The following is an 18,867-nucleotide window of genomic DNA, read 5'->3' as shown; positions in this document are numbered from 1 at the left end:
CGGTTCGGCTAAGTACTCACGTCGACGGTCGGTTGATCGACTCGACAGCCGCGAGCCAGATGTCAGTGAAAGCGTCACCGTCGACGTCGTCGAGTACCTTGATGGCCCGCCCGTCCGATGTGGGGTGGAATCGCAACACATGGTTGTCAAGGACGGGTTGCAGGCGATGCTCGGTCACCTCAACTCCCTCCCACCCAACTGCCACCGCACAGGTGACGGGATCCCAGTGGAAGTTGAGGAGATCGTCCGGAAGACCGGAGTGGGCGCGACCGAGTTCCCGCATTCCGTTGTCGCGTCCATAGACCTCGGCCTGCTGTGCCAGGAGTTCCCCGAACGGTCCGGCCGCGCGGAGTCGGGGCAGGTCGGCAGTGCGCAGATGACCCTTCATGGTGCCCGGCAACGTCGCAAGGGTGAGATCTGCCGTCTGCGCGACGATTTCGGCGGCACGCGTGTCCCATTGAACGTTCCAGTCCATGTCCGGTCCCCACGCGGGAAGGCCATCGTCGGGCGGATGAACCCAGCCACCCATCACCACCACGGGCGCGCGGCCGAGAAGACCCGGCCGACTCACCTCCAGCATCGCCAGATTCGTGCAGGGCCCGATGCCGACGATCGTCGCGCCCAACTCCACACTCTGCTGGAGCAGGTCCAGTGCGTCGCCTGGCCGAGCGGGCAGTGGCACGACTGTGCGTGGCCAGTACCTCTCGTCGTCCACGATCGGGTCGGCGCTCCGTAGCGTCGTCAGTGACAGTTCGGCGCCGGCGGCGAGGGGAATGTCGCGGCGGCCGACGAGATCGAGGCAGTACGCCGCATATCCAGCCCGGCGACCTCCGGGATCGATCGTGGTCGTGATACCGACGATCTCCACGTCGGGCCACCCGAGAAGCAGCCCAAGAGCGCAGATGTCGTCCGGGTCGCCGCCGAGATCGGTGTCGAGATGGATCCGCACCCCATGAGTGTGCCCGGACTACGGCGTCGGCGACAGGTCTCCGGCCCGTCGGATGCATGACGCGGCGACTGCCGCGTATGAACGGCAATGGACCACGAAATCTGATGGGACCCCGTCCATCCCCTATTCGGGCCGGCGAAGCGTCAGTGACTGGAACCGGCCGTCAGGAATTGCCATCGCGTGGAAGTCGACGATCTCGAATTCCCGAGCTGATTCCCGCTGAAGCTCCTCGTCGGTACGGAAGCAGAAGAATCGCGGTGGATCATGATGATCGCTGCGCGCGAGGCCTTCCTCGGACTGGCCGCCATAGACTCCGAGAAAGAAGAGGCCGCCCGGCCGGAGCACGGATCGGATGACAGCCAACACGGCCGACAGGTCGGCGTGCGGAACGTGCAGCAGACAGTTCAACGCATAGATGGCGTCGAACGACTCCGGCGGAAACTCCTCGCCGAGCCCGAGGAAATCTCGTACGCGGGCGTCGATGCCCTTCGCCACGCACCGCGCCACCATCGCGGGCGAGAGGTCGGTCGCCACGACATCGAGCCCGTTCTCTGCGAAGAACAGGCTGTCCTGACCGGTACCAGCGCCGATCTCCAGGAGCCGTCGGCATTCCTGCTCGCGAAGTCGGCCGAGGAAGCCGGCGCGTTCGGCCACCTTCCACGCACTCTTGGTGTCGCTGTCACGCGACTCCGCACCGCCGTCGTAGGACGTGCGAAGTCCCTGGATGACGTCGGCGTAGGCAGAATTCGCTCCAGCGGGCGACAGGTTCACGGGCAGACCTCACTCGGAACGACGATGGTGCTACGGGGAGGCGCGGACCTCCCGCATCATAAGGTCCGACCCAGGGTCCGGGCAGCCACAGAGCAATACAGGCCACAGAGCCAACAGAGGTGGCCACTCAGAGCGGCCCTGACCGGGACGAGCGGCTCAGACGCCGTGGCCACCTCCGCGCAGGTTTGCGAGCCGCTGTTGATACGCGGCGCCACACCGGCACTCGGGGTCCTCGCACAGCAGGGCACGCGGATCCGCCGCAATGAGACGCTCGGTCGTGGACAGCACATCCGACACGGACAGCCGTCGCGCGCGGCAGCGGCCGATCCTCACCTCCGTGGTCACCGGAGCAAGGAGGCCTTCGATCTCGTCGAAGCGATGACTTTCACCAGGGATGTTCGGCAGCTCCATCCAGACACCCGGCGCGACCTTGGCGTACCGGTAGAACCGCGAACGCCCCATTCGCTGCTCGGCGAGATGGATGGCGGTGCTCGAGGTGTGGCCGACGCCGAGGAGTAAGACGTCGCCGCCGAGCTCTCCCAGCTCCTCTATCGGACCGAGTGGCCAGTCGAGGCGTCCAGCGTCGACCAGTGGGCGCGCATCCGGGCCGACCGCGAGGTAGGTGAACAACGGATGGTCGCCGCGTTCGTGGGGGAAGTTCTGCCGCATCGTCTCGGCAATCGTGCCGAGCCAGGAATCCACCGGGAGATCCTTGGAATATACGGTCGCCTTCGCCAGCGCATCGTCGAACTCCTGCCACGTCTGGTCCTGATGGCAGGCGTTGTGCGGGCGGGTAAGCCCCGGCGGTGCGGGCAGACCGGTCAGGTCCCAGGCGCCGGCCGAGACCATGACCGTGCCGCACACATCGACGAGTGCGCGACAAACGGCCTCGGCGCCGCCGTCGACGCGACCGAACGAACGCAAGGACGCGTGGACCAGTACGCGGGACGCCTTGCTGAGGCCCAGCTGCCGTAGACCCTCGGCAATCATGTCCTGGGTGACAGGGCAAGACTCATCCATCGCAGGTAAGCCCGTCAGACCTGGCCGGGAGAAGCACGTCACTCAGAAACATGCATGGCAGCTTGGCGAAGCCCCATGCACTTGCCAACCCGATTTCGTCCCCGCGTACTCTCGGCTGACGGCGCAGATGGAACGCCGTTGTCAGCCGGGGAAGTCCATGGAACTCGGAGGCAGGGTTTGCTCGGAGCCCTTCGGGAGCCGGTTTTTGAAGGCCCGTCGTTCAGCGCGGTCGCTCCACGGGAGTCTTTCCTTGTGGCGCCGCTGGACGAGTCCAAGCACAACAAGAAGCACGGCAATACCAGCAAAAATCAGTACGATCCCCATGGCAGCGAGGGTGACACGCGTCGGCCGTCATGTCCATGGGCGAGACGGATCGTGCGCGCCAGGTCAGGGCAGGTAGCCCCACGCCTTGGCCAACGGACGCAGGTCCTCGTGCACCTCGTCCGCCTCGGGGAGTGGACGGCCGGGCTGGATCGACCCGGTACGAATCTTGATGCTCCAGTCGCCGATCCCGGCCCTGAACTTGCCGTGCTCGCTGCGTCCGTACTCCAGCATGTGGGAATCCCAGCGGACTCCGAGGTACGCGCAGATCTGCTTCGTCACCGTGGCCGGATCGGCGGTGAGGTCCTCGTAGCGCACGGCCAGGCCGGGATGAGCCTGGCGCGCCTCCTCGACACCGTTCAGGTACGTGAGGGCCTCGCGGATCGTGGGTGCGAGCTCCCGGTCCGGCCTGGACTCCATCAAGGACGCGACCACGGACGCGGGATGGCGGAGCAGGAAGATGAAGCGGGCCTTCGGCCAGCAGGCGAGTAGCCGTTCGTGGTGGGTCGCGTTGGCGGGCGTCTTGTCGACCAGAACCCGCTTGCCGCTACGGACGAGTTGGCGGTGCAGTACGCGGTCCCACAGCAGGTGCTCCAACTCGTCGCGATCGAGGTGAAGCTCCTTCATCGCGACCTCGGCGTACGGCTTGTCGAAACTCACCCGGGTGAAGCGCAGATGCAGCTCGTGTGGCGCACAGATGGCCGGGTGGCTGTTGAGCAACACCCGCAACAGGGTCGAGCCGGAACGGACCCCGCAGATCACGAAGACCGGCGACGGGACCAGTCTGGCGTCGGCTGCCCTCGACCGTCGTACCTGGCGCCGGCGGGCAGGACCCCGGAGGGCTCGCCGCGCTCGTCGTGCCGACTTCAGGAGGGTCGGGTGGTCGGCCAGGCGTGTCTTCAGCTGGGTACGCATGTCAGCCGGGATCACGGAATCGACACCAATCTGCAGAGATCCGGACATTGTTGGTCAAGAAATGGTAACGGTCACTCCCGCGTGATGCTGAGCGGGCACCGAGCGTCATCACGTCCACGAGCGGTGCCCGCACACCACCGAAGTACCCGGTATTGGGCATGACGAAAGGTTGGCGTCCGCCCGAACGTGTCCCGCGAGCCTGGACCAAACCTCCCACAGAGGTCGCCAACCCGCCAACCGACGCGATCCAGGCCACCTTCCCGACCAGTCGGTTATCGGGACTGGTCGGTTGTCGGGACTGGTCGGTCCCGCATGGCCTCGGCTAGCGGCGGGGCACTCACGGCACGGACATGCCGTCGTACGACGTCGCACCGGGTGCGAGCTTGCGGTAGCCGTCCTTGTCCACCACCAGGAGCGGATCGGGGCCGATGGCCGTGACGGTGGCGCCGGCCACGACGGCGTTCGAACGTTCGGTGAGGGCGATCGCGGACCGTCCGTGGGTCGCCGCCCACACGATCTCGCGCGGCAGGTCGGCATCGCGATGGTGGACGAAGACGCCGTAGCCGGCGGTCAGGTCGGCACCATGCGTGTCGGTGAGCCCGACCTCGTTGCGGTCGATGTGCGCGATCGTGGTGATGTCGGCGCCGAGCAGGGCAGCGCCGGCGCTGCCGCCGAACACCATCCCGCCGCCCAACACGAACTCCCGGAGCTGCTCGAGCAGCTTCCACCGGCGGATGATCGACAGCAGGCGATAGGTGTTGCCACCACCGATGTAGATCGCGCGGTAGTCGGCAGGGAAGACCGGCCGGTCGCCGGTCCACAGGGAGATGTCACCGACCCCCAGCGGTTCGTAGACGCTGCGTACCCACTCCAGGCAGTCGGTGTAGTCGTGGGTGGACGGGTCGAGCGCCACCGGCCAGTACGACACTGGACCGCCGCCGATCGCCCTCGCGAACTGCCGGTCGAGTGGATACGAGTCGCGGGCACCCCCGCCGCCGCCGAGGAAGACCCATCCGGGCATAGCACTACCCCCTCACCGATGGACCGTCGAAGAGGCTGCTCACGGACTCGCCGAGATGGATCCGCCGGATCGCCTCGGCGAACAGCGTCGCGACCGAACGGACCCGCATGGTGGGCAGCACCTTGTCCGGGCTGAGTGGAACGGTGTTGGTGATGACGATCTCGTCGATGTCATCCTGGCTGGCCAGGCGTTGGATGGCCTTGCCGGTGAAGAGTCCGTGCGTGCACGCCAGGGAGATCCGGCGGACCCGGCGTTCGCGCAGGCGTTCCAGGAGCTTGAGGATCGAACCAGCGTTGGCGATCTCGTCGTCGAGCACGATGACGTTCTTGTCGTCGACGTCGCCCACGATCGCGTCGATGCGTACCTCGTCGTCGGCGAGGCGTTGCTTGCTGCCGGCGGCGACCGGGAGGTTGAGGATCCGCGCGAACTGGGTGGCGGGCTTGGCGTTGCCAAGGTCCGGCGACACCACCACGGTGTCACGCAGGTCGCGGCCGGCGAAGTGCTTCGCGAGCTCGGCGACGGCGGTGAGGTGGTCGACCGGGATGCTGAAGAACCCGTGCACCTGAGGTGCGTGGAGGGCCATGGTGAGCACGCGGTTGGCGCCGGCGGTGGCCAACAGGTCGGCGACAAGCCGCCCACCGATCGAGATCCGCGGCATGTCCTTCTTGTCCGACCGGGCGTAGGCATAGTGCGGGATGACCGCGGTGATGTTCGCCGCCGAGGCGCCGCGGGCCGCGTCGAGCATGAGGAGCAGCTCCATCAGGTGCTCCTGCACGGGCGGGACGATCGGCTGCACGAGATAGATGTCGCGCTGCCGGCAGTTGGCCTGCAGCTGCACCTGCAGACAGTCGTTGCTGAAACGCTGGATCTGCATGGGCGAGAGATCGACACCCAGGTCCGTGCAGATCTCGCGAGCCAGCTCAGGGTGGGCACTTCCGGTGAAGACGCCGATGTCGCGCATCTGCCGCATGAGGTGAGCCGTTCCTGTCGGGGTTCTCGACGTCCTACGACCGACACCAGCGTATCGACCGGCCTGCCCGCAATCCCCCGGGAGGAGCGCTTCGTACGACGCTTTCGTACGCGACGACTCCTTCGTTACGTCCCTCCTACGAAGTCGCTGTGCGACCGCTGGGACCGCGCACGGCCGCCCCGGGCACGGCCCTGCTGCGATCTAGGTCGACCAACTCCACCGGGTGGGGTTGTGGAGTTCGGCCTCCCATCCGTAAACGACTCGGGGCCGGACGCGGTACGCCGGACCGGGCGCGATTCCGGGTGCGGCCACACTTTCGCCCGCGACAAAGGCGTTGTAGTCGTATTTGTAGTTGTTTGCGTCGACGTAGCGCTGGAGCTCATCGCCGTCCACGACCCGCTCGCCGGCGCCTTCGACGATGACGACGTCCTGGCTGCTCTCGAGATGGACGGTGGCCTCGGTGTTGCCGGCGAGGTTCGCCGCCGCGACCGGTGACCCGGCGGCGAACACGAAGCTGTCGTCGAGCCAGACGCCCCACACGGGTCGGACGTGCGGGCGTCCAGCGGCAGAAGCGGTGGCGACCCAGTAGTTGAGTGCGGTGGTGAGCCGTTCTTCGGCCCACCCCCAGGGCAGCAGGTCGGAGGGGACGACGGACCCGAACATCCTCGGTGGTGCGGCCTCAGGAGTTCTCACGCGCCCGAGTATTCCGCTTTGGTAGGAGATCCCGGAACCCCTGGGAGTGTCGGGGCGGAAACACAGAGTTAACACCAGGGGATCCGCGGCGTCGCCGCCCCGAGAACCCGTCAGGTGGTGGTGCGCGCGGCGCGGTGTCGTCGTACGCCGATGAGGCCACAGGCAAGGCCCAGGACAACCCAGCCGGCGAGGACGAGTCCAGGCTGAGTGGCGGCGGCGGAATCGAAGAACGCGGTGCTCCGCAGCAGCGATCCGCCCGCGCCAGGTGGGAGGAACTGCCCGGTGACGCCGACCCAGGACGGCAGCAGCTCTGGTGCGCTGGCCACCCCTGAGAACGGGTTGCCGACGAACATCATCAGGAAGGCCGCGAGTCCGAGTCCTGCGGGCCCGATCGCCGCTCCGAGCCCGGCCACCGTGGCCGAGATCGCCAGCACGGTGAGCCCGATGGCTCCCGCGTTGACCCACCAGTCGCCGCCGAGTGCGCCGAGCCATTCCTGCGCGACCCACACGGCTGCGACGCCGGCGAGTGCCGACGTGACGAGCAGCCCGGTCGCCTGCGCCAAGCCGGGGCGCGACACCACGAACGTCGCGATGCCCGTGGCGATACCGGCGAACACGAGCGGCAGGACGGCAACGCTCAGCACGGTGCCGCGCGGGTCGTCGCGGGTGGTGGGAACGACGTCCACGACCTTGGGTGGCGCCGACGCGTTCCCTCCGGCCTGGGTGTCGGCACCGGTCTGGGCGCCAGCGCCACCCAAGGGGCCGTCGGGAGTCGTGACCGCCTGGGTGAGCAGTTGCGCGACGAGCGGGCTGGCCGCCGACGCCGTGAGCAGGGTGATCCCGTCCGGTGCGGTGACGATGGCGCCGTAGACCTCGCGGTCCTCGATCGCCGACCGCGCGGCCGCCTCGTCTGCGTACTGATGGATCTCGAATCCACCCTCGCTCGCCTGCTCCAGCTTCGTACTGAGTGCGTCTGTGGCCTGGGCCGGGCCGGCGACTCCGAGGGGAAGGTCGCGAGGTTCGAGGTTGGCCGACGGCCAGGCGAACAGGCTGAGCATCCCGGCGACCGCAAGGGGGACGAGCAGTGCGACGCCGAGCAGTTTCGCGGCGCTGTGGAGCTTGCCGCCGGAGTGTGGCGGCTTCGCGGCCTCGAGTTCTGCGGTCGAGCTGGTGGCCATGACGGTGTCCCTCCTGTGACCGGACCAAAGAGAACGAACGATTGTTCTTTTATGGCCATCAGGCTGAGGTCGATCGAGGTCGTTTGTCAAGAAGGAACGTTCGTTTTATGTTCTGGGTATGCCACGCGTCTCCCAGGAGCACCTCGAAGCCCGCCGCCTGCAGATCGTCGACGCCGCCCGGAGGTGCTTTCTGCGCAACGGGTTCCATGCCACGTCGATGCAGGACATCCTGCGCGAAGCGGGCCTGTCCGCTGGCGCCGTCTACCGCTACTTCCCCAGCAAGGACGAGCTCACCGCGGCGATCGTGGCCGACGCCATCGCCAGGCTCCGCGAGGCGTTCGAGACCCTGGTCGAGTCCGACCCGCCACCGCCGATCGACCAGGCGTTCACCCGGATCGGGCGGACGATCCAGCGGATGGACGAGGAGTACGGGCTGGCCCGTCTCGCCATCCAGGTGTGGGGCGAGGCGGTGCGGTCACCCGAACTCGCCCAGCGGCTCCGCGACCTGATCGTCGGCGTCCGCGGGCTCATGGTCCGGATGGTACGGATCTACCAGGGGCGCGGCGAGATCAGCCAGGACGTCCCTGCCGAGAAGGTCGGCCCGGTGATCGCCGGCATCTTCCCCGGCTTCATGCTCCAGCACGTCCTCTTCGGCGATGTCGACGCCGAGATGGTGGGCGAAGCGGTCCGGGCGCTGGTCGGTGGTCGCCTCCTGGATGACAGCGACGACGAACCGGCCTGAGCCCGCCACCCGCGCGATCCAAGCGCCCTCATAGCCCGAGCCGTGATGCGGTTCACAGCGGCGACCGACTTGTGTCGTACGGAAGGAAAGCGCACCATAGGTCGAGGAAGTTACTCGCAGGTAGCATTGGGGTGGATGCCACCGCAGTTGCAGCCGGTGACCAAGGGGAGCGACGGACCGATGAGCCACTACAAGAGCAACCTCCGCGACATCGAGTTCACGCTGTTCGACGTCCTCGGCCGAGAGGCGGTCCTCGAGACAGGGCCGTACGCCGACATCGACCGCGACACCGCCCACACCATCCTGGCCGAGCTGGACCGCCTGGCGCGCGAAGAGGTCGCCGCGTCGTACGCCGAAAGCGACCGCACGCCGCCCGTCTACGACACCGCCACCCGGAGCGTCCGGCACACCGAGACATTCAAGAAGAGCTTCCAGGCGTGGACCGACGCGGAGTGGTGGCGGCTCGACCTGGAGCCTGCCCTCGGTGGCCAGCCCTGCCCACCGTCGCTGCGGTGGGCGGCGTCGGAGCTGGTCCTCGGCGCCAACCCGGCGCTTTTCATGTACGCAAGTGGCCCGCGGTTCGCGACCGCGATCTGGCGTAACGGGACGCCGACCCAGAAGAGGTTCGCCCAGCACATGATCGACCGCCGGTGGGCCGCGACCATGGTGCTCACCGAACCCGACGCCGGATCCGACGTCGGCGCCGCCCGTGCCAAGGCGTACTCCCAGGAGGATGGGACGTGGCACATCGAGGGCGTCAAGCGGTTCATCACCGGCGGCGAACACGACCTCTCCGAGAACATCATCCACCTCGTCCTCGCCCGTCCGGTCGGTGTGGAGGGCGCGGGTGGTCCGGGCACGAAGGGCCTGTCCCTCTTCATCGTCCCGAAGTTCCACGTCGACCTGGAAACCGGCGAGATGGGCGAACGCAACGGCGTCTATGCCACGAACGTCGAGCACAAGATGGGTCTGAAGGTGTCGACGACGTGTGAGCTGACGTTCGGCGAGGACCCTGCTCAGCCGGCGGTCGGCCACCTGCTCGGCGAGGTGCACGACGGCATCCGGCAGATGTTCCAGATCATCGAGTACGCCCGGATGCTGGTCGGCACGAAGGCGATCGCCACGCTGTCCAGCGGCTACCTCAACGCGCTGGACTACGCCAAGGAACGCGTCCAGGGCGCCGACCTCACCCAGGCGACCGACAAGACCGCGCCGCGGGTGCCGATCACCCATCATCCCGACGTACGACGGTCGCTTCTCACCCAGAAGGCCTACGCCGAGGGTCTGCGCGCACTCGTCCTCTACACGGCGTCAGTGCAGGACGACGTCGCGCTCGGCGAACACGCCGGTACGCCCGACGAGGCCGCCGCGAGCCTCAACGACCTGCTGCTGCCGATCGTGAAGGGCTACGGTTCCGAGCGGGCCTGGGTCCTGCTCGGCACGGAGTCGCTGCAGACCCTCGGCGGGTCGGGGTTCCTGCAGGACTACCCGATCGAGCAGTACGTGCGTGACGCGAAGATCGACACGCTGTACGAAGGGACGACGGCGATCCAGGGTCTCGACTTCTTCTTCCGCAAGATCGTGCGGGACCAGGGTCAGGCGTTCGGGCGGTTGGCCGGGGAGATCCAGGCGTACGCAACGTCGGGGAGTGGCGGCCGGCTCGCCGTCGAGAAAGGCCTGCTCGCGAAGGCTCTGGACGACGTACAGGGCATCGTCGGCGCGATGGTCGGCTTCCTGCTGGCGTCGCGGCCGGACGCGGCGGACTCCGATCCCGCGAGTCTCTACAAGGTCGGGCAGAACACCAGCCGGCTGCTGCTGGCGGTGGGTGACGTGGTGTGCGCGTGGCTGCTGCTCCGCAAGGCCGATGTCGCGTTGGACCGGTTGGCGGATGCTGGTGCGGGCGATGAGGCGTTCTACGAGGGCAAGGTCGCCGCGGCGAAGTGGTTCTGCGCCCAGGTCCTCCCGAAGCTCTCGGCGGAGCGGGCGATCGCCGAAGGCACCGACAACAACCTGATGGCCTTGTCCGAGTCGGCCTTCTGACCTTTGACCGGAAGCTGCGCGGGCGTGGGTCGGTGTGGCGAGCGGAAGCGTTGCCCTCTGGCGATGCCCAGAGGGCAACGCCAGAGGGCGTCCAGTGTCGGCGATTGCGCGGCCACTGCGCGCTCAGGACAACCGCGACAGGGTTTCGCCGGCGAGGCGTACGGTGTCGAGGTCCTGGGCGTCGGGGAGGTTGACCAGCAGGCCGTCGAGGCCGGCGTCGAAGTGGGCCTGCACCTGCTCGACCACCTGGTCGGGCGCACCCGCGATCACCGCGTTCTCGAACCAGTCGTCACCCACCTGGGCACGGACGGCCGACGCCTTGCGTTCGGCCTCTTCGACAGTGGCGGCGATGACCAACGTGGCGAGCTTGGTCTTGGTGATGTCCGCCGGGTCCCGCCCCAACGCCTCGCAGTGCCGGGCCAGGACGTCCAGCTTGTGCCTGACGGTGGGCAGCCCGCCGAAGATGTTGGAGGCGTCACCATACTGGGCCACCAGTCGAAGCGTCCGCTTCTCGCCGCCGCCACCGATCATGATGGGCGGACCGCCGGAGGTGAGGGGACGCGGAACGTTGAACGCCTCGACGATCTCGTAGTGCTTGCCGGAGAAGCTCGGGCTGTGCTCGGTGAACATCGCCCGGCAGATCTGCAGTGCTTCCTCCAGCCGGTCCATCCGCTCGCCCGTCGGCGGAAACTCGAAGCCGTACGCCCGGTGCTCGACGTCATTCCACGCCGCGCCGAGGCCAAGGATCCCCCGGCCGGCCGAGATCACGTCAAGGGTCGTGACGATCTTGGCGAGCAGCGCCGGGTTGCGATAGGTCACGCCGGTGACCATGGTGCCCAGCTTCGCGGTACGGGTGCGGGCCGCCAGAGCACCGAGCAGGGTGTACGCCTCGAACATCGGATCGTCGGGCTTCCCGAGTCCGGGTAGCTGGTAGAAGTGGTCCATCACCCACACCGAGTCGAAGCCGGAGTCCTCCGCGGTGGTGGCGATCGAGGCGACCCGCTCGAAGAGCTGGTCGGGTGGGACGTCTGGATAGGTGAACAGCGGGATCTGCAGGCCGAAGCGGGTCACACTCATGCCGTCAAGTTTACGTGCCGGCTAACGATCCGTCCGCCGGCGGACGACCAGGTCCGGCGCGGACGGCTCGTGCACCGTGGTCACTCGTGTGTGGGTCATGGCCCGTACGACCTTCCACGTCTGCGCCGGTGTCCGCACGGACCGGCGGCCGGCCATGCGGACACTGGCGCAGACCCAGGTCGGCGCGGTCAGGGGCGGGACACGCGGAAGTAGTCGAACACCGCTGTCGCCGGCCCGAACTCCTCGGTCGTCGCGGGTTGGGAGCCCTGCGACACGAGTCCGACCTTCGGCGTGGAGTCGGCCGGCAGAGTCCACGTGAGGCCCCAGGTCCAGTGCACACCGTCGGTGCTGGACCCGGCGCGGAATCGATGCTCGCGCGTGTCCGGGTCGAGGGTGTGCAGCAGGCGCAGCCAGGTCGTCTCGCCCGGCGCTCCCGCGAGCCCACCTCCCCACGACCGGCGGCCCTGGAACACGGTCTCCTTCCCGAACTCCGCGATCCGCGTCGGCCCGACCGCGACCACGTCGAAGCGGAGGAAGTCGTCGTCACCCACGTAGGCGATCAGACCCGCCTGCTGGAAGTTCCGGACCGTGTCCTCCCCGAGGTCGAGATCGAGCTTCGTCTCCACCATGTAGTCGCCGTCCGGCATCGACTCGCGCAACAGCAGGCCCGGCGTACCGCCTCCCACGAGGTCGGCCGTCTGCGTCGGCCACACGAGAGCACCGTCGGTCACCCTCGCCTCCGGGTCCTCCCGCAGCCAGGACCAGCCGGTACCGAGGCCGTCGGCGAAGTCGTCGGAGTACGCCTGAGCGACCTTGCCCGGCTCCGGATCCGGCACAGCCTTGGTGACGGGAGTGAAGAGGCCGGTGGCGGAGAAGTTGTCGGCCTCGCCGCCGTTGGCGCCGACCAGCCCGGCCCGGCCGCTCCGGTCGAGCCCGCGCGGAACGTCGAGGGAGACCTTCGCCCACGGGTCGCCCAGTCGCGCATCGGTGATGTCCGCGGTGACCCGGGTCCCGCGCGCCTCCAGGGCGAGTACGTGCCATGCGGTCGCGTCGAAGCCGGCTGGGAGGGGGACGGCCTTGGTGCGTGCGTCCGGACCCTGGCCGGCCTCGAGCCGGAGTTCGTTCGCGCCGGCGTCGAGGATGGCGCGGACGCCGATGCCGTCGCCGTCGGCCCGTCCCAACACCCCGGCGCTGCCGATGCCGGACTCTGCCGTGCGGACGTCCGCCTCGATGCGGACGTCCGTCCGCGCCAGCGGCTTGGTCACGGCGAGCGCGGCATCGCCAGCGAGTTGGGCGAAGCGGCCGGAGTCCGACCTGTCGTCCGGACCGGCGACGGTGAGCGAGCCGTGGAGGGTACGGAAGTGGTCAGCCGTCGCGTCCGGGTCCTCGAACCGGTCGTCCACCTCGCCGCGTACCACCGGTGCGGGTTGGGGGCTGTCCGACGCCCCGCGTCCCGCCCGGACGATCGGCCACCCATCGATCCAGTCCAGCCGGTCGAGGTTCATCGGCCGCATCGTGAAGCCCGGTGAGACGTCGAGCCACGGGTCGTTCCGGTCGATCGCGTGGTAGGCCATGTACATCTCGCCGCTGACGTCGAGCGCGGCCGAATGGTGGCCGGTGCCGATCCACGTGTTGCCGTTCGGCGCGATGACCGGGGTTCCACCGGCGCGGCTGGCCAGCAGCGGCTTGCCGAGCCGGTCGACAAAGGGGCCGAGCGGGCTGGTCGCGCGTCCGACGAAGACCGAGTAGCCGGTGGTCGGTCCGGCGCAGCAGTTCGCCGACGACGCGAAGAGGTAGTAGTAGTCGCCGTGCTTGACGACGTTCGGGCCTTCGTAGCGAGACGCCGCGATGTGCTTCGGCTCGGACACCGCCCGGAGCCCGTCGGCGGACAGCTCCGCCACCCAGATACCCGTGCCGTAGCCGCCCCAGTAGAGGTAGTGGGTGCCGTCGGCGTCGGTGAACATCGCCGGATCGATCACCGTGTCGAAACCGTTGCCGCGCGGCTCGGCCGGGATCAGCGGCTCGTCCGACGGCGTCCACGGACCGGCGGGGGTGTCGGCGGTCGCGACTCCGATCGCCGGGTCGAAGCCCTGCGTGGTCGTGGTGGTGTCGGGGACCGTGAAGTAGAGCAGGTACTGGCCGTTGAGATAGCGGATGTCCGGCGCCCAGAAGCCGGTGGTCGGCGCCGCCCAACTCGGACGGTGCGTCGCGTCGAAGACCGAGCCCTCGTCCTCCCAGTGCACGAGGTCGGTGGAGGACGCGATCTTGTACGCCGAGCCGCGCTCGTTGGCCTCGTCGTACGGCCCGCCGGTCGAGTAGGCGTACCACTTACCGTCCTTGCCGCGCATCACGGCAGGGTCGGGGAAGTCGATCGAGTAGCCGCGGGTGACGAAGTTCGTGTACGACGAGCCGGCGGAATGGTGCCCGGACTCTGTGGCCACCGCTGCGGGCGCCTCGGCATCGGTGGACGCCGTGGTGCCCTGGGCCGCGGCATCGATGGGCGCGGTGGTGCCCTGCGACACGGCATGGGTGGGTGCGGTGGTGCCCTGCGACACGGCAGCGAGTGGGGGCCCGGTGAAGGCGGCCGTGGCGAGGCATGCCGCGAGGGCGCCGATCACCGCCGTACTTCGAATCCGCCGGCATCCGTCCATGGCGCTGCCCTCCGGGTGTCCGTGGTGCGACGATCATGACCGTGCTGTCCAGGGTGAGTTCTATTCGTCTTGCACAACGTTGTAAAGATGGCGTCGCTGGCCACCTTCGGCGGGCTGTCTTGTCGGACCGTCGCATGGTCGTCCCGAGCAGCAGACCATGATCAAGAGGCGGAATCGGGGGAGATTCGGCCCGTACACGCCCGGTTCATGCCTCTTGATCATGGACTGGTGTCACCGGCCGGCTCCTCCGTAGGTGCTGCTGGTATCCGACCCGCTAGCTCCCGATCTCGCGGTCGTCCGACCGGGACGCGGCGGTCGGTGCTGCTGCGGCAAGCGGTACGTCGGCGTCCGGTTCGCGTTCCGTAGGTTCCAGGCGCACAACCCCGGCGAGCCGGCGGAGCGGACGCGGCGCCCACCACGCAACAGTGCCGAGCAGCGCCAGCACCGCGGGCACCAGCAGGCCGCGCACGATCGTCGCGTCCACCGCGATCGCGATCAGCATGCCGACACCGAGCAGCTTCATGAACTTCAACCCGCTCAGCGCGAACGCCCCGACGACGATCCCGAGCAGCAGGGCCGCTGCGGTGATCAGCCCGCCGGTCCGCGCCAACCCGTCGACCACCGCGTCCCTGGGCGTACGCCCGGATCGGTAGGCCTCGGCGATCCGGGACAGCAGGAACAGCTCGTAGTCGGTCGAGAGGCCGAAGAGCACCGCCAGCATGAGGACGGGGATCGAGGCTTCCAACGGTCCGGCCTCGGTGCCGAGCAGACCGACCAGGTACCCGTCCTGGAACACCCACACGATGGCGCCGAACGACGCCGTGAGGGAGAGGGCGGAGAGCACCACCGCCTTGACGGGTACGACGAGGGAGCCGAACGCCACGGTCAGCAGGAGCAGGACCGCCCCGGCGAGAACCGTGAGCATCCACGGCATCCGGTCGCCGATCGCGTCGAGCGAGTCGATCAGCGCTGCGGTCGGACCGCCGACCAGCACCTCCCGCGTCCCGGCCGGCGCGGCGATGTCGCGCAGGTGCGTGACGGCGTCCTGCGCTGCCTGGCTCTGTGGGTCGTCGTCGACCTGGGCGGTCAGGACGACGGTGTCACCGGAGGATCCGGCCGGTGCCACACCGGTGATGCCGTCGATCCGGCTCGCCTGCTCGGCGTACGCCTGGACGGCGCGCTGCTCGGGTGCCCGGCCGTCCGAGCCGACGAGAACGACCTGGGCAGCCTCGGTCGAGGCGCCGGGAAGGGTGGCACGGACGTGCTCGGTCGCCATCCGTACGGCGTCGTCCTTCGGCAGGACGGAGGCATCCACCTCGGAGAACTCCGCCCGCAGGAACGGACTCCCCACGACCAGCAGCCCGGCGACGACCACGACGGTGACGAGGGCGGGGCGGCGCATCACCACGCGCCCGACCCGCGCCCATCCCCGCCGGTGTCCGTTCCGGTCGTGGAGTTCCGGATCGGCAGCGGTCACGCCCGGGCGCCGGCCCCGGCCGATCGGTACGCGCCACCGGTCGATCCGATGCCCCAGCACCGAGAGGAGCGCCGGCAGGACCGTCAGCGCCGAGAGTGCCGCCACGACGACGGCCGCGATGCCGCCGAAACCGATCGAGCGGAGCATTCCCTGCGGGAACACCAGGAGCCCGGACAGCGCCGCCGCCACGGTGAGCCCCGAGACGAGGACGGTACGCCCGGCCGTGCTCAGTGCCACGGTCACGGCGCGCTGGACCGACGCGGCATCGGCGCGGGATCCCGTCGCACCGTCCCCGGCGTCGCCCGCGCGGAGCTCCTCCCGGAACCTGCTCACGACGAAGAGCCCGTAGTCGACCGCGAGGCCGAGTCCGAGCAGCGTCACGACGTTCATCGCGAAGACGGAGACGTCGGTGAACGTGGTCAGCACCCAGAGGACGCCGAGTGCGCCCGTGATCCCGACGGCGCCGACGACCAGCGGGAGTCCGGCGGCGATCAGCCCACCGAAGACGAGGACCAGCACGATCAGCAGGACGGGGAACGAGATCAACTCGGCGCGGGCGAGGTCTGCTTCGGTCTGGGCGTTGACGGCGTCGCCCATCGGCGTCCAACCGCTGAACCGGAGGGTGAGTCCGTCCACGCCGTAGGTCGTCCGGCCGCCGACCGTGTCGCCCGTACCCAGCAGGGCGTCTTCGACGTCGGGCCAGGCGGCGAGCTGTCCGTTCTGGTCCTCGGCGCGCAGTTGGATGGCGACGGCGCCGGTCCGGTTGTCGGCTGAGACCAGTGCCGGCTGCTGCCACCACCCGGTCGCGCCCGCGACCTGAGCGTCCGGGAGCCGCCCGACCGCCTGCCGGACAGCGTTCTGCACGGCCGGATCCTGGACGGAACGCCCAGCTGGCACGGTGTAGACCGCGAGCGCGTCGGCCTGGTTGTCGAGGGCCCGCCCCGCGGCCGTTGCGGCGCGCGAGGACTCGCTGCCCGGCACGTCGTACCCACCCTGGTCCATGCGATCGGTCAGGGTGGTGGACGCGGTGCCGGCGAGGATGGCGAGCACGGCCGCGACGGCAAGGACCCACCAGCGACGCCGCGCCACGAAGGACGCCCACTGTGCGAGCATGGAGCACTCCTGACGGCAAACGTTACGAGTCAAAACTTTTTTATGGATCGTAACCTAACGAACGAAAGGTGGTCGCATGGGCAGACCCACCCCGACCGGTGGCAACCCGGGCGAGGCGGGTACGACAGGGCCGGACGTCGATGGCGCGGCATCAGGGTCGCGGCGACCCAGCCGTCGGGACCAGCGTCGCCGGGAGTTGCTCGCCGACATCGGTACCGCCACCCGCGAGCTCGTCGTCATCGACGGGCCGCCCGCGGTGACGATGGCCGCCGTCGCCGACCGGCTCGGCGTCACCGCCCCGGCCCTCTACCGCTACGTCAACGGCAGGACCGGGCTCCTCGACCTCGCCTGCGCGTCCGTCATCAGGGAGCTGGCGGCCGCTCTCATCGCCCACCGGGACTCGCTGGGCACCGATCCGCTCGCGCGCGCCCTGGGCGTCTGCCGGGAGTTCCGGCGCTGGTCACTCGCGCATCGGGCCGAGTGCAGCGCGACGTTCTCCCACCGGGCCACCCGGTTCAGCGATCCGAGCGCGACCCCCACCGCCGCCGGAGACGAAGCGGTCGCCGCCCAGCTCGAGCTCGCCTGGGTCATCGAAGAAGCACTCCTCCTGCTGTGGGCCGCCCGGCCGTTCGACGTCGGACACGGCGACGACGCGCTCCCCGAACGCCTGCGCGCAGCCCTCGGCCCCTACCGCTCCCAGATCATGGCGCGGGCGGTCGCGGCCGGTCACACCATCGAAGAACCCCCGCTCGGCGCGACCGCGGTCCTGTTGGACTACTGGACCCGGATCTACGGGCTGGTGTCGATGGAGGTGTTCGGGCACCTTGCGCATGCCATGACCGACGCTGAGCCGCTGTTCGAAGCCGTTCTCGACGATCTGAGCGCACTGGTAGGACAGAGGCGCTGAGTCCGCCGCGCCGATCGGCTGCGCTGGGTCGGGTGCGCTGGGTCGGGTGCGCTGGGTCGGGCGTGGCGCGTAGTGCGATGCCCGCGGCGACTGTCGCGTTCGCGTACCCGTACGCACCCGCGCCCGCATGCGCGGCGAGGGAGAACGGCCTAATACAGTGCCCGTGGCCACAGGAGCGTCCGCGCACACGAGGGAAGGGTGGGCTTCCATGCCGCAGGCCGGTCGTACGCGTGGGCTCGGGATCCTCGCGCTCGCCGTCGCCGCCGTCCTGGCGGCGGGGTGCAGCGATGACTCTTTCTACCCCGCGACCCTGGAGGAGCTCCCGCCGAAGGACGAGGCGGCGACGCCGGGCCCCGAACCGGAATCGCCCACGCCGAGTGACACACCGTCGCCGACGCCGACCTTCGAGGGTCTCCACGTGAGCTGCGTATTCGTCGACGTGGACGTTCCTGACACCTGGGAGCTGCAGGAGCAGGCGGAGAACACCTGGGCGTACTCCCTGCCGGCTAAGGAGACCGGCGGCGGTGTCGTACGGATCTCCGGCAGTTTCACCGAGGGTGACGGCGAGGCCGCCCAGAAGGACCTCGAAGCCACGGTACGAGGTGAGGACGGGGCCCAGGTCGCGGTCCAGGTCAGCGGCGATGGCGTCGTCATGGGCCGGCTGGCGGTGAAGAAGGGGAACGAGTGGCGCCTTGCCAAGGCGTTCGCGGATGTGGGCATCCAGGTGGTCGAGGTGGGCTACGCCCCAGCCGGTAACGCGACCGACACCAAGATCGAGGAGACCAGGTCCCTGCTGCAGGACGTGGTGTCGAAGGCCGCCCTCGATGGTGCCGGCACCTGCCCCTGACCCCTTGGCCCAGCCCCCTTGCCCCTGACCCCTGCCCGATCCGGGGGCTTGTCGTGGAAGGCTCGGCCGCGCAGTGGGGGAAGGGCGCAGCAACCCATCACCCGGATGAAGGTGCCCCTCACCCGACAGGCTCCTGGGTGAGGGTGCGCCTCATCCAATAGGTCCGCAGGAGGGT

15 protein-coding genes are annotated in these 18,867 nt (G+C 68.9%); 4 read left to right on the top strand and 11 right to left on the bottom strand.

All coding sequences use genetic code 11. The annotated features are described in order from the left end of the window. Nucleotides 1-16 precede the first annotated feature (16 nt). From ABNF93_RS12760 to ABNF93_RS12725, 8 genes are all read right to left on the bottom strand, one after another. The gene (locus tag ABNF93_RS12760) at nt 17-949 is read right to left on the bottom strand and encodes a nucleoside hydrolase (protein WP_349328185.1); all 933 of its coding nucleotides are present in this window, start codon (nt 947-949) and stop codon (nt 17-19) included. Between the two features lie 123 nt (nt 950-1,072). After that, nucleotides 1,073-1,720 carry a class I SAM-dependent methyltransferase gene (locus ABNF93_RS12755; RefSeq protein WP_349328184.1) on the bottom strand — a complete coding sequence of 216 codons (648 nt, stop codon included), beginning with the start codon at nt 1,718-1,720 and terminating at the stop codon, nt 1,073-1,075. A 156-nt stretch (nt 1,721-1,876) separates the two neighbouring features. Then, complete coding sequence (locus ABNF93_RS12750; protein WP_349328183.1) at nt 1,877-2,740, bottom strand: AAC(3) family N-acetyltransferase; 864 nt, start codon at nt 2,738-2,740, stop codon at nt 1,877-1,879. Nucleotides 2,741-3,127: 387 nt separating this feature from the next. Then, on the bottom strand, nt 3,128-3,976 hold the full coding sequence (locus ABNF93_RS12745; protein ID WP_349328182.1) for a sulfotransferase family protein: 849 nt from the start codon (nt 3,974-3,976) through the stop codon (nt 3,128-3,130). A 337-nt stretch (nt 3,977-4,313) separates the two neighbouring features. Beyond that, entirely contained in the window at nt 4,314-4,997 is a 684-nt protein-coding gene (locus ABNF93_RS12740) for a Type 1 glutamine amidotransferase-like domain-containing protein (RefSeq protein WP_349328181.1), read from the bottom strand. A 4-nt stretch (nt 4,998-5,001) separates the two neighbouring features. Next, on the bottom strand, nt 5,002-5,958 hold the full coding sequence (locus ABNF93_RS12735) for a ribose-phosphate diphosphokinase (protein ID WP_349328472.1): 957 nt from the start codon (nt 5,956-5,958) through the stop codon (nt 5,002-5,004). Nucleotides 5,959-6,168: 210 nt separating this feature from the next. Beyond that, a complete protein-coding gene (locus ABNF93_RS12730; protein WP_349328180.1) occupies nt 6,169-6,660 on the bottom strand; it encodes a pyridoxamine 5'-phosphate oxidase family protein in 492 nt (163 codons plus the stop codon). Nucleotides 6,661-6,770: 110 nt separating this feature from the next. Next, nucleotides 6,771-7,838, bottom strand: coding sequence for an ABC transporter permease (locus tag ABNF93_RS12725; protein ID WP_349328179.1), 1,068 nt, complete (start codon nt 7,836-7,838; stop codon nt 6,771-6,773). Nucleotides 7,839-7,956: 118 nt separating this feature from the next. On the opposite strand from ABNF93_RS12725, the gene ABNF93_RS12720 reads away from it, so the two are divergent. Together ABNF93_RS12720 and ABNF93_RS12715 are read left to right on the top strand one after the other, a co-directional pair. Further along, a complete protein-coding gene (locus ABNF93_RS12720) occupies nt 7,957-8,580 on the top strand; it encodes a TetR/AcrR family transcriptional regulator (protein ID WP_349328178.1) in 624 nt (207 codons plus the stop codon). Between the two features lie 180 nt (nt 8,581-8,760). Beyond that, nucleotides 8,761-10,620 (top strand): acyl-CoA dehydrogenase, encoded by a 1,860-nt coding sequence (locus ABNF93_RS12715; RefSeq protein ID WP_349328471.1) that lies wholly within the window; start codon nt 8,761-8,763, stop codon nt 10,618-10,620. 123 nt (nt 10,621-10,743) lie between these two features. Here ABNF93_RS12715 and ABNF93_RS12710 read toward each other — a convergent pair whose 3' ends face one another. From ABNF93_RS12710 to ABNF93_RS12700, 3 genes are all read right to left on the bottom strand, one after another. Next, nucleotides 10,744-11,697 carry an LLM class F420-dependent oxidoreductase gene (locus ABNF93_RS12710; protein WP_349328177.1) on the bottom strand — a complete coding sequence of 318 codons (954 nt, stop codon included), beginning with the start codon at nt 11,695-11,697 and terminating at the stop codon, nt 10,744-10,746. Between the two features lie 188 nt (nt 11,698-11,885). Further along, a complete protein-coding gene (locus ABNF93_RS12705; RefSeq protein ID WP_349328176.1) occupies nt 11,886-14,348 on the bottom strand; it encodes a glycoside hydrolase family 43 protein in 2,463 nt (820 codons plus the stop codon). 274 nt (nt 14,349-14,622) lie between these two features. After that, nucleotides 14,623-16,938: an MMPL family transporter gene (locus tag ABNF93_RS12700; RefSeq protein WP_349328175.1), complete on the bottom strand. Its 2,316-nt coding sequence runs from the start codon at nt 16,936-16,938 to the stop codon at nt 14,623-14,625. 76 nt (nt 16,939-17,014) lie between these two features. Between ABNF93_RS12700 and ABNF93_RS12695 the strand changes: the two genes are divergently transcribed. Together ABNF93_RS12695 and ABNF93_RS12690 are read left to right on the top strand one after the other, a co-directional pair. After that, entirely contained in the window at nt 17,015-17,845 is an 831-nt protein-coding gene (locus ABNF93_RS12695; protein ID WP_349328174.1) for a TetR/AcrR family transcriptional regulator, read from the top strand. A 208-nt stretch (nt 17,846-18,053) separates the two neighbouring features. After that, nucleotides 18,054-18,692 carry a hypothetical protein gene (locus tag ABNF93_RS12690; RefSeq protein WP_349328173.1) on the top strand — a complete coding sequence of 213 codons (639 nt, stop codon included), beginning with the start codon at nt 18,054-18,056 and terminating at the stop codon, nt 18,690-18,692. The last annotated feature ends 175 nt before the right edge of the window (nt 18,693-18,867 follow it).

It is taken from the genome of Actinopolymorpha sp. B9G3, from assembly GCF_040120725.1.
Lineage (GTDB): Bacteria > Actinomycetota > Actinomycetes > Propionibacteriales > Actinopolymorphaceae > Thermasporomyces.
Note: the sequence above shows the minus strand (reverse complement) of the source record. Positions and strands in the feature narration are given on the sequence as shown.